Annotated in this window: 11 protein-coding genes; 2 read left to right on the top strand and 9 right to left on the bottom strand. The window is 37.6% G+C overall.

Features of this window, described 5'->3' with window-relative positions:
- Nucleotides 1–28: 28 nt before the first annotated feature.
- On the top strand, nt 29–556 hold the full coding sequence (locus FW768_RS18105; protein WP_153397787.1) for a hypothetical protein: 528 nt from the start codon (nt 29–31) through the stop codon (nt 554–556).
- A gap of 516 nt (nt 557–1,072) precedes the next feature.
- Here the strand turns inward: FW768_RS18105 and ribA are convergent.
- From ribA to FW768_RS18145, 8 genes are all read right to left on the bottom strand, one after another.
- Nucleotides 1,073–1,669 (bottom strand): GTP cyclohydrolase II, encoded by a 597-nt coding sequence (gene ribA, locus FW768_RS18110; protein WP_153397789.1) that lies wholly within the window; start codon nt 1,667–1,669, stop codon nt 1,073–1,075.
- An 18-nt stretch (nt 1,670–1,687) separates the two neighbouring features.
- On the bottom strand, nt 1,688–2,140 hold the full coding sequence (locus FW768_RS18115) for a hypothetical protein (RefSeq protein ID WP_153397791.1): 453 nt from the start codon (nt 2,138–2,140) through the stop codon (nt 1,688–1,690).
- Nucleotides 2,137–2,751: a DUF4254 domain-containing protein gene (locus FW768_RS18120; protein ID WP_153397793.1), complete on the bottom strand. Its 615-nt coding sequence runs from the start codon at nt 2,749–2,751 to the stop codon at nt 2,137–2,139. The genes FW768_RS18115 and FW768_RS18120 overlap by 4 nt, the downstream gene beginning before the upstream one ends.
- 15 nt (nt 2,752–2,766) lie before the next feature.
- Nucleotides 2,767–2,982 (bottom strand): twin-arginine translocase TatA/TatE family subunit, encoded by a 216-nt coding sequence (locus tag FW768_RS18125; RefSeq protein WP_153397795.1) that lies wholly within the window; start codon nt 2,980–2,982, stop codon nt 2,767–2,769.
- A gap of 31 nt (nt 2,983–3,013) precedes the next feature.
- Nucleotides 3,014–4,579 (bottom strand): murein hydrolase activator EnvC family protein, encoded by a 1,566-nt coding sequence (locus tag FW768_RS18130; protein WP_153397796.1) that lies wholly within the window; start codon nt 4,577–4,579, stop codon nt 3,014–3,016.
- Nucleotides 4,576–5,421, bottom strand: a complete 846-nt coding sequence (locus tag FW768_RS18135) for a DUF4292 domain-containing protein (protein ID WP_153397798.1) — start codon at nt 5,419–5,421, stop codon at nt 4,576–4,578. The genes FW768_RS18130 and FW768_RS18135 overlap by 4 nt, the downstream gene beginning before the upstream one ends.
- Before the next feature lie 105 nt (nt 5,422–5,526).
- On the bottom strand, nt 5,527–6,543 hold the full coding sequence (locus FW768_RS18140; RefSeq protein ID WP_153397800.1) for a sugar phosphate nucleotidyltransferase: 1,017 nt from the start codon (nt 6,541–6,543) through the stop codon (nt 5,527–5,529).
- A gap of 149 nt (nt 6,544–6,692) precedes the next feature.
- A complete protein-coding gene (locus tag FW768_RS18145; RefSeq protein WP_153397802.1) occupies nt 6,693–8,147 on the bottom strand; it encodes a lipopolysaccharide biosynthesis protein in 1,455 nt (484 codons plus the stop codon).
- A gap of 195 nt (nt 8,148–8,342) precedes the next feature.
- Here FW768_RS18145 and FW768_RS18150 point away from each other — a divergent pair, with 195 nt between their 5' ends.
- On the top strand, nt 8,343–9,677 hold the full coding sequence (locus FW768_RS18150; protein ID WP_153397804.1) for a dihydroorotase: 1,335 nt from the start codon (nt 8,343–8,345) through the stop codon (nt 9,675–9,677).
- 72 nt (nt 9,678–9,749) lie between these two features.
- Here FW768_RS18150 and FW768_RS18155 read toward each other — a convergent pair whose 3' ends face one another.
- The gene (locus tag FW768_RS18155; protein WP_153397806.1) at nt 9,750–12,053 is read right to left on the bottom strand and encodes a GH92 family glycosyl hydrolase; all 2,304 of its coding nucleotides are present in this window, start codon (nt 12,051–12,053) and stop codon (nt 9,750–9,752) included.
- Nucleotides 12,054–12,137 lie beyond the last annotated feature (84 nt).

Raw genomic sequence — 12,137 nt, forward strand, 5'->3', positions numbered from 1 at the left:
TATAAATAATAACTAAACTTTTATGAAAATGAAAAAAATAATTCCATTTTTACTTCTTGCCTTTGCAACATTGTTTGTGTACAGTTGTGATAATAAGGATGATGTAGTGGGGGATGGAGATACCTATTCCAGAATGAGAGATATCACAGGATCATTAACCAATGCAAACGGTTATGCATTTACACAGGGAATTAATATTGAAGCAACAGATGTAGTCCTGGTATATAGAGCAGCTGGTAATGCATGGCAGCAGATTCCAAAATCTGTATACCTTCCCAATGTAACGGGTATGCCGAACAACAGAGTATTTGATTATAATTTTGTTTTTGATTCTCAGAACGTACAAATCAGAGTTGATGATGAAAATTTCGATCTTGATACACAGTTGACACCAACTGAGAGAGCCGATTATTTAAATAATCAGAGATTCAGAATTGTACTGGTTCCGGCTTCAGCAAGCAAGAATGCAGCAACAGTAGATACAAGTGATTATAATGCCGTAGTAAAATATTATAATCTGGATGAAACTAAGGTAAAAACTACCAAAGTGAATTAATTAAGAATATCTTTTCAGTTTTTTATAATTAAAAAAGCCTCAGGAGCAATCCTGGGGCTTTTGATTTTTTAGTCATAAAGAAAGATATAATAATATAAAATACTAGTGCTTAAGATAAAAACAACGCGATCTTGTTTATCTTTGAAACATCGGCTGCTATTTAACCCGAATTGAGATTGGTTCTATTTTTGTAAAAATGGAGGTATTTGAACTTTTTTCAACATACTTCTTAGGAGCACTCTGTTCATAGAATTTAATACATTATTCAAGGTAAGCTCCGTAGGAGCGACCTGATAATTATATTGATTAACATGTCATTCTTGATTTTACAGAGGTTTTCAGTATTTATAACTAAAAGTAACTTCCAGCCTCCTTCTTCCATCTTCCAACCTTTTATATTTAAACTCCTTAACCCGATTCAGGATATTTACTTTAGAAATGCATGATTTTTTTCTCTTCTTCTAATGATTGGGCATAAAAAAAGCTCCAGAAATCTGAAGCTTGTATTATTTTTATTTAATTATCATTGTCATCCAGCAGATGTCCGAAGAAGTCTTTTTTTGTCTTCAGATAGCCTTTGCTTATTTCATTGGCCGGAATCTGTAAAGGAATCCGTGAATTAAGGTGTACATTGCTTTCTGTTACATATTTTACCTTTTCAGGATTGTTGGTTAGCAAATTGACATCTTTTACATCTAACAGATTAAGGATCTCAATAGCCACTCCGAAATTTCGGTCATCAGCAGGAAGTCCCAGTTCCAGATTTGCCTGTACAGTGTCCAATCCTTTTTCCTGAAGCGAGTAGGCTTTCAGCTTATTGATGATTCCTATATTTCTTCCTTCCTGACGAAGATAAATAATCATTCCTCCGTTCTCATGGATATATTTCATTGCGGCATCCAATTGTTGTCCGCATTCGCATTTTTTTGAGTGAAAAACCTCTCCGGTAATGCATTCTGAATGAAAACGTACGTTCACCGGTTTTGTGAAGTCTGTATTTTCTGCTACGATGGCCATGTGGGGCATCCAGTCATTTTCGTTTTCAGAGAAAGCGATCATTCGGAAAGTCCCGTGCTCTGTGGGAACATTGGCTTCCGCCTGAATTTTAATCATTAATACTGCAGTTAATTATTAATTTTTCAAAGAATCTTCAATAACAGAGATATTCGTTTTCAGACGAACCAGATACCTGTTAAGAACCTCATTGTCATCCTTTTCAATATTCTGTCTGAGTTTTTGAATTTTCTTATATGATTTTTCGAAGCTTTTAATCGCTCTGTTTTTCCCGTTTAAATTATTAGCGTCAATAGCATACAGATAATTCTGAAGGCTGTATTTTAAGCTTGTTATCTCTTCATTCAGACCATCATTCTTAAACTTTGGAAAAGTAGAAATAAGGTTTGAGATTTCAGAAGCGTTAACATTTTCTTTGATATTGATATCAAAACTCTTCTTTGAGCCTCTATCTGAATCAGAGCCTTTAGTTTCGCTATAAAAATTATTGGACAGCGGAGAAAGGTTAAGCTTTTCCGTTGCACAGGAAGTGATGATGATTAGTACTCCAAAAAAAAATAGTTTTTTCATTTCTGTTGCCCCTTTTGATAGAGGATTGGGTTAAGACTTTCATCGTTATACATTTTCATTTGTTTGTATACCTTCATCTTAACTTTACCGTTTTCAATATCAGCAAGCAACTGATCTATAGAAGTGGATAGGTCTTCTTTCTGGGTAAGCAGTACATCCAGTTTTGCCTGGCAGTTTGCACGGTGCTCTTCAGAAGCGGAATCTCTATTAGCTTCTAATGACATATGATAAACCTTTAATGCAAGAATTGATAACCTGTCTACTGCCCAAGCGGGAGTTTCTGTATTGATTTTTGCATCAGGTTCAGGAGTTATATTTTCAAACTTTCTAAGGAACCAGCCGTCGATATATTCTACCAGATCTGTTCTTTTCTGGTTAGAAGCATCAATTGTTCTCTTCAGTTGAAGAGCTTCAGCAGGATCGATATTTTCATCTCTAATAATATCTTCTAAATGCCATTGAACGGTATCAATCCAGTTCTTTGCATACAAAATCCGTTCCAAACTGTCTTTTTCAAACGGGTTATTAATTAGAGTGTTAACGTCATCAGACACGTGATAGTCTTCAATAGATTGATTGAAGACTTTCCATGCAGTTTCAGTGAAATTCATTAATTCTGGGGCTTTTTAGTTGCTGGAAGAATTATTATTTGAGTTAGAAGACGTTTTGTTTTCTGAGCCAGGTTTGTCTTCTTCCTTTACCGCATCTTTAAATTCTTTGATCCCTGAGCCTACTCCTCTCATTAGTTCCGGAATTTTCTTTCCTCCGAAAAGTAAGACCAAAAGTATGGCTACGATCAGAACGTGCTGCCAAGATAAGGCAAGTATTGTTAGTGTATTCATCTCTTAAAATTTTTGCAAAGTTACGCTTTTTTTAATATGAAATCCAACCTAATGGATCAACTGGTGTACTTCCGTTCCATACTTGGAAATCAAGGGTATAAGCACCGTCAAAATCCTGAGCAACGGTACCCACTGGCGTACCGGCAGAAACCTGCTGTCCTTTGGAGACACTTACGCTTCCTAAGTTGGAATAGATCGTAAAATAGGTTCCGTGTTTCACAATAACGGTTTTTGTTCCGTCACTGTTAGCCATTACTGAAGAAACAGACCCCGGATATACAGACTTCGCGCGTGTTCCTGAAGGAACTGAAATTTTAACACCGTTATTTTCTTCCGTAATATTTTTGAAAACCGGGTGCGGCTGTCTTCCAAATCGGTGGGTAATCTGTCCGGCTCTGTCTGCTGGATATCCCAATCTCCCTTTGCTCTCTGCAAAATTACTTCCGGCAGGAGCTGCAGACACCCCGTAATTGGTCATCGCTTTAGTTTCTGCGGCTTTTTTCTCTTCTTCTTTTCTCTTGGCAAGGGCTGTTTCTGCTGCTTTGGCTGCTGTTAGTTTTTCTGCAGCTTCTTTGGCTCTGGCATTCGCTTCGTCATATGCTTTTTTAGCGGCAACTCTTCTGGCTTCGTCTTTGGCATTGGCTTCAGCTCTTGCGGCTTCTTCGCTTCGTTTTTTCTCTTCTTCAGCTCTTTTAGCGGCGAGTTCAGCTGTTTTTTTAGCTTCTGCTTCAGCGAGTTTTCTTTCTCTTTCAAGAGCTTCTGCTTTTGCTTTTGCTTCTGCTTCAATTCTTGCTTTTTCTCTTTCAGCAGCAAGTTTGGCAAGACGTATTTTTTCAGCTTCGGCTTTCTTTCTGGCTTCTTCTTCAGCTTTTGCTATTCTGATTTCTTCAGCAATAATTGCTCTGATCTGCCCCTCTATTACTTTATTCTGAGCCTGCTTTTGTCTAAGTTCAGCCGTAAGTTTTGATTCGTTCTTCTTGAAATCTTCCACCAACTGTTCCTTTTGGGCTCTTTCCGCATTAATGGTCGTAAGATCTTTCTGCTGGTTCACCAGAAGATTTTCTTTTTCCTTAACGGAGGTTTGCTTTTGAGCAATGGATTTTTTAATCTGATTAGCGGCATCAGTAATTTCAGAAGCTTTTTTATCCTGGTAATCAGAATACTGTTTCAGGTATTGTACTCTTCTGATGGCCTCGCCTAAATTTTTGGCAGAAAGAATGAAGGTTACTTTGTTCTGTACCCCTTTGTTTTTATAAGCATTTACAAGAACTTCCGCATAATTCTTTCTAAGAACGGCCAATTCTTTGTTTTGGCGGTTAATTTCCAGCTGACGCAGATAAATCTCATCTTCAATAAATCTTTTTTCTTTCTGAGTATTGGAATACACCTTTTCTCTTAAAGATAATTTTTTATTAACGTTGGTAAGATAGGCTACTGAAAGTTTAGATTCGTTTCTTGTTTTCGCTAAATCTGTATTTATTTGTGCAATTTGTTTTTTAAGTTCGGCATTCTGCTTCTGAAGCTGTTCCTTGTTCTGCTGCCCCTGATGCAGTCCGAACATCAAAATACCTATTAAAAAGCTAAATTTTCTAATCATTTAATCTCAATTTTCTTGTAACTGGATGGTACAGAATAAGGTGTTTCCATCCTCGAAAAGTCAAATTTCGTATTTTCCAGTAAAATCTGACTAGATTTTGAGCCTTTTATAATTATTTTAACATTTTTTGGAAGACGGATTCCGTTGTATTCATTCCAGTTGCTGTAAGAAATTTCCAGTTCATCAGAAGACAGAACATCCTTTAAATTAACGCTCAGCAAATCATAATTGGTATCATAGAGCAGAACAATTTTATATTCCCTTGTTTTTTCATCGGTAACAATCTTCTGGTTGGCATTGGAGACCATTTTAAACCCCTGTGCATTTTGGGTTAATGTAAAATTTGAATCATTGATTTTAACAAAAGTTCTTCCCATCAGAATTTTTTCCAGGGATTTATAGTCGATGAAGTTTACATTCAGTAAATTATTGAGGTAATCAAAATCTGAATCGATATATGTTTTACTGGTCTTATCCTGGCCTTTAATCCCCTCCGGAGTAGCAATTCCTCTGGCTACATTAAATAGAAGGGCCTGAAGGTTCATCCAGACTTTTTTATCATTTTCAATATAAATGGTAGCATCAAGAGTCGGAATAAAGCTCCCTGTCTGTACGTTTACTTTACTGTTTATTTTAATCTGCTCAAATTTGGGAGGGATAAGCACATGTTCAAAAAAGGTGTATTTGTCTCTCACAGATTCACCGTTATCTTTGGATTTTCTACCATCTTCTGAAACTACAGTGCTGTCCTGCACATTGCCGCTGTTGTTTTTTGCGGCATTTCTTGTTTTGCACGATGATAAGGTAAGAAGTACTAAAAGTATCAGGATACAGTTTTTCATGTGTTTATCTTTCAAATTAAAGAATACTTTGCAATATTAACGCCAAACCACACAAAATCTTTTGTGTGGCTTGGATTATCTTGTTTGGGAATAATAAGTTTTGGTTTATTTAGATAAAAAATCCAGTACGGAATAATCACCTAAAGAAATTTCTCTTGCAACACCGAAATACTGCGCCGAATTTCCAATCATGGAATTGGAAAGATTTCCGTGATTGATTCTTGTATTCTCCTGAATCAGGGAATTCTCAATATTGGAGTTAACAATTATTGTATTATTTCCTAATGATACTCCCGGGCCTACTTTTGAGTTGGATATTTTTACATTCTCTCCAATAAAGCAAGGCTGGATAATCAGTGAATTTTCAATAACAGCCGAAGCAGGATATTTCATCATTTCTTCTCTTTCGTATTCAAGAATTTTGCTGTTGGTTTCTACGGTTGCATTTTTGTTTCCGCAGTCCATCCAGTCATTTACCTTTCCTAAAGTGAATTTTGCCCCTTTGGCTCTTAAGTTTTCCAAAGCCATGGTTAATTGGTATTCACCGCCGTTTTTAATATCGTTATCAATGATATGGTTGATCTCATCCATCAGCTTTTCAGCACTGTTGAAATAATAGATCCCGATGATGGCAAGATCAGAAACAAAAGTCTGAGGTTTCTCTACGAAATCTGTAATAAAACCGTAATTGTCCAGTTTTACCACACCAAAAGCAGACGGATCTTCTACACTTTTGACCCAGATCACACCATCTGAATTTTTATCCAGCTGGAAGTCTGCACGGAAAAGAGTATCCGCAAAGGCAATGACCACATCTCCTTGCATGGAAGCTTCTGCACACTTGATAGCATGAGCTGTTCCCAGAGGATCATTCTGATAGTATATGCTTCCTTTTGCACCCAGTTTTTCTGCGATATGGATTAACGATTTTTCGATCTCAGGTCCGAAATCTCCGATGATAAATGCTACTTCTTCAATAGGTTCTCCCGCTACTTTAGCAATATCTTCCACCAGTCTCTGAACAATTGGTTTTCCGGCAATAGGAATAAGAGGTTTGGGAACAGTAAGAGTATGTGGACGTAATCTGGAACCGCGTCCAGCCATAGGAACAATTATTTTCATAGACTATTTAAGAATGTTTTTTTATGTTAGTTAGTTTGATTTGTAAGGTTAAAGATAGCAATTAAAACCTTCCGTATGATATGATTTATATCCGTGGAAAATTGTTAATTAATAACAGGCTTGAAAAGCATCAAATTAAAGACCAAAGCCTAAGACCTTTTTATAATTCTGGATAATATCGCCTTTTCCTTATAAGCTACCAGTCCTATAAAAAGAAGAAGGAACAGGTTACTCACCAGATAATTGGTTCTGAACTCATAAAAAGACAGCAGTGAGAACCCGACAGTAAAGGCCAAATACATTAATATTTTCCCTGTATTATAATGAATAGGGTACTGTTTCTGCCCCCATACATAGGAAATAATCATCATCGACATGAAGGTTACCAAGGCAGCAACTGCACTGGCCCAATATCCGTACTTTGGAATGAACAGGAAGTTGATGAGGATCGTAATACATGCTCCTATGATTGATATATAGAGTCCTACCCGTGTCTGATCTGATAGCTTATACCATATAGACAGGTTAAGATATATTCCTAAAAATAAAGCGCCCAGCATTACAAAAGGAATGATTTCAATTCCTTCATAATAAAGCGGATTTCCTAGGTATTTTTCAGAGATCCACTGAAGGTTGACCATCAGCCCCATATAAATAATGCAGCTGCAAATGACGAAAACATCCATCAGTACGGCATACGTTTTATGAGAGTCTTTATTCTTAAAGCTTGAAAAGAAATAAGGTTCAATACCCAGCTGATAAGCCTGCCTGAAAACAGTAATAAAAGTTGCTATTTTATACACAGCTCCATAAACCCCTATCTGATGACGGGCCTGGTTCTCCGGAAGTAAATATTTCAAAAACTGTCTGTCCAGGGTCTGATTAACAATACCTGCTAATCCTGCAATCATTACAGGCCATGAATAGTTCATAATCCTTTTCCATAAATTGAAATCGAATTTGGAGATGCTGAAGCTGAAAAATTCCTTTCCTACAATTAAAAGAGTGATGATACTTTGGATAAGGTTGGCCACAAAAACATAACCTACCCCGAAATCCGGATTGTATTTCAGTCCGAATATGCCTTCAGGATGCTTAGGAAGCCATCGGATAAAAAATACAACCAGCAGGAAATAAACTACAGAACCGGCTACCTTGGAAAGCATATACTTAAAAGGTTTGCCCTGAAGTCTTAATATTGCAGACGGAATCGTGGAAAAAGCATCTAATGACAGAATGAATAAGAAAATGATAAGAAAATTGACCTGATCCGGAGTTTCAAAGGCCTGCGCCAACTGATACCTGAATACATACCCTAAGATAAGGTAAATAAGACCTACGCTGATGATACTTACCGAGCAAGTGGAGATTAATGTTTTTTTATCAATATTATCCTCCTGTGCAAACCTGAAAAAAGAAGTTTCCATACCATGGGTGAGTAATACGGTAATTACCCCTGCAATGGAATACCAGTCTACAAAGGGAGACGATGCAGCAGGTCCAAAAAATTTTGTGACAATGGGTGCGACGATGAAAGGAAAAATACGCACCAATACAGAACTCAGTCCATATACAGCAGTCTGCCCAAATAATTTCTTATACAAATCGAAAATTTTATGCAAATGTAAATATTTAGAAATTGATTTTTAACGAGCGTCTTTAAATTCATTCATAAATCTTAATTTTGTTTTTTATAGAAGCTGAAGAGTAGAAGCTGGAACTCTGTAATGACATTTTATATTGACAGCACAAAACTTTTCTGGCTTCTGATATGTAACATCTAATTTCTAAAAAGTACAATGAAAATCCTTATCAAAAATGTAAAAATCGTTAACGAGGGCCAAATCTTTGATGGCGATGTTTTAATAGAAAATGACCTCATCTCTAAAATAGATTCCCAAATTTCCGAAGATGCAGACCAGATTATTGACGGCTCCGGAAAATATCTTCTTCCGGGTGTTATTGATGACCAGGTACATTTCAGAGAACCGGGACTGACGCACAAAGGAGATATTGAAAGTGAATCCAGAGCAGCGATTGCAGGAGGAATAACCAGTTTTATCGATCAGCCGAATACGGTTCCTAATGCAGTTACGCAGGAATTATTGGCCAATAAATATGAGATCGCTTCTCTAAAAGCATACGCCAACTACGGTTTTATGATGGGAGGAACTAATGATAACCTTGAAGAAGTTTTAAAGACCAATCCCAGAAATGTTCCGGGAATTAAGTTGTTTTTAGGTTCCTCTACAGGAAATATGCTGGTTGATAATCCTGAAACTCTTGAGAATATTTTCAGCAGCACAAAAATGCTGATTGCTGTTCATTGTGAAGATGAAGCAACAATTAAAGCCAATACTCAAAAATATATTGATGAATACGGTGAAGATATTCCTGTAAAATTCCATCATCTGATCAGAAGTGAAGAAGCCTGCTATAAATCTTCTTCAAAGGCGATTGAACTGGCGGAAAAAACAGGAGCAAGACTTCATGTTTTCCATCTTTCAACAGCAAAAGAGACTGCACTTTTCAGAAATGATATTCCGTTAAAAGATAAAAAAATTACCGCAGAGGTTTGTGTTCATCATTTAACATTTACCAATGAAGATTATGAAACCAAAGGCGGTTTAATCAAATGGAACCCTGCAGTAAAAACCCAACAGGATAAAGATGGTCTTTGGGAAGCTCTTCTGGACGGAAGAATTGATGTGATTGCAACTGATCATGCGCCGCATACTGCTGAGGAAAAAGAGAATAAATATTTAAAATGTCCATCCGGGGCACCTCTGGTACAGCACTCTTTGCCTGTGATGCTGGAGAATTACAGAAATGGTAAAATATCTCTGGAAAAAATCGTTGAAAAAATGTCCCATAATCCGGCCATTCTTTTCAGAGTTGAAAAAAGAGGATTTATTAAAGAAGGCTACAAAGCAGATTTGGTTTTAGTAGATTTAAATGCAGACTGGACCGTTGCCAAAGATAACCTTCTGTACAAATGTGGCTGGAGCCCGTTGGAGGGAATGAATTTACATTCTAAAGTAACCCATACCTTTGTGAACGGACATCTTGTTTATGACAACGGGAAGATAGCCGAAGGGAAATTCGGGGAAAGGCTGCTTTTTGAAGTGGAATAAAATTCGGAAAGACAAAAATATAAAAAGGCCAATCTGCATATCGCGGATTGGCCTTTTCATTTTATCAGACTATTACTTTTGGGGTTTAGGGCCCATATGAAATGTCAGTTTTCCGCCTTTTATCATCTCTGAATGTTTCAGTGTAAAATCTTTGATCTCTTTGCCGTTTAAAACAACTTTCTGAACGTATACATTTTTTTGACTTTGATTGATTGCCTCTATCTCAAAAATCTTTCCGTTTTCCAGGTTAAGGATGGCGTGATCAACAGCCGGACTTCCTATTGAATAGTCTTCAGACCCCGGAGCTACAGGATAAAAACCAAGAGAACTTAAAATATACCAGGCACTCATCTGTCCTGCATCATCGTTGCCACCAAGACCATCCGGAGTGGCTTTATACTGCATTTCCAGAATACGTCTGATCTGGGCCTGCGTTTTCCATGGCTGGCCTGCCCAGTTATAAAGATAAGCCACATGGTGAGCTGGTTCGTTGCCATGAACATAACCACCGATAATTCCTTCACGGGTAATATCTTCTGTATCGGCAAAAAACTCATCAGGAAGATGCATGGTGAACAGCTCATCCAGCTTTGACGCAAATTTTTTCTTTCCACCCATCGCATTGATCAGCTCATTAGGGTTTTGTGGGACAAAGAAACTGTAGTTCCATGAGTTTCCTTCAATGAAGCCCTGTCCGTGGGTGCTCAATACATCAAAATCTTTTTTGAAGCTTCCGTCTGCCAGGCGGGGTCTCATAAAGCCGATGCCTGGATCAAAATTATTTTTCCAGTTTTCAGACCGTTTGATAAACTGATTATAGATCTCTGTTTCTCCCAGGTGTTTGGCAAGTTGTGCAATGGCCCAGTCGTCGTATGCATACTCTAATGTATTGGAAACGGATGTTCCATTCTTTTCAGCAGGAATGTATCCTTTATCAATATAATATCCTATTCCTTCATAATCTCTTTTGTTGGCAGTAGCAATACAGGCTTTTAATGCTTCTTTGGCATCACCGTTGTAATTTCCTTTGATAATGGCATCTGCAACAACGCTTACACTGTGATAACCGCTCATACACCAGTTATCATTGGCGTAATGCGACCATATCGGCAGCATTTTCATGGAAAATTGATTATAATGAGCCATCATGGATTTAACCATATCATTGTTCCGTTTGGGCTGGATGATATTGAATAAAGGATGAAGGGCACGGTAAGTATCCCAGATTGAAAATGTAGTATAATTGGTAAAGCCTTCCGCTTTGTGGATATTCTGATCCAGACCTTTGTATTCTCCGTTGATATCCATATAGGTAGTAGGACTGATAAAAGTGTGATACAGGGCAGTATAAAAATTGACTTTTTCAGTTTCAGAACCTTTGATGATCATTTTATTCAGTTCTTTATTCCATTCTTCCTGAGCTTTTGCTTTCACCTGGTCAAAGGATAATGTGCCTGTTTCCTTTTCCAGATTTTCCAGAGCGTTGGTTTGGCTGACTGGTGAAATGGCCAGTTTGATTTCAATAGCTTCCTGTTCTTTAGTATCAAAATCAAAATACATTTTTAAGTTGTTGCCTGCGATCTCCGGGAAATTTTTTGTCTGATCAAATTTTCTCCAGAATCCTTTGTAAGGCTGCTGTCCGTCATAATTTTTCTGTCCGTAAGATTTGAAAGGCTTTGAAAACTTCATGGCAAAATAAACCGTTCTCGTTCTGGCCCAGCCGTTGGTTTGGCGGTAACCAGTCACAGTTCCGTCATTTTCTACCCGTACATAGGTCCAGATATTTTTACCCTCATAATTATAAATTCCGGCGGTAAGATCTAAGATGATATGCGCCTGATCAGATTGGGGAAAGGTATACCGATGAACTCCGGTTCTTGCAGATGCAGTCAGTTCTGCCAGAATATTGTAGTCATCAAGTTTTACTTTATAATATCCGGCCTCGGCTTTTTCATTCTGATGAGAAAATCGGCTTCTGTATCCGCTTTCGGGATGGGAGGCAGTGCCTGGATTTAGCTGAAGCTTTCCAACGGTTGGCATAATCAGGAAATCTCCAAGATCTGAATGTCCGGTTCCGCTGAAATGAGTAGAGCTGAATCCCGTAATGGTTTTATCTTCATAACGGTATCCTGCACAATATTTATAAACCTCACCGTTGTATTTGCCGTTAAGCTCATAAGAAATGGTATCCGTCTCCGGGCTCAGCTGGACAGCTCCGAAAGGAACAGTCGCTCCGGGATACGTATGACCCATTTTTTCGGTACCGATTAACGGGTTGACATATTGGATTAATTTTTCAAATTTTTGAGCAGGAAGGCTTACGCTGAACAATAAAAGAAAGATAAAAACAGATGGAGTGGTTCCGTGATTTTTCATTAATGCCGAATTTTCAGAGATTAAAATTAATTAAAAATCAGAGAAAAACGGTTTAATAGGTTATTTCTTTTCCAGTTGCGGCTC

This window comes from Chryseobacterium vaccae, from assembly GCF_009602705.1.
Classification (GTDB): Bacteria; Bacteroidota; Bacteroidia; order Flavobacteriales; family Weeksellaceae; genus Chryseobacterium; species Chryseobacterium vaccae.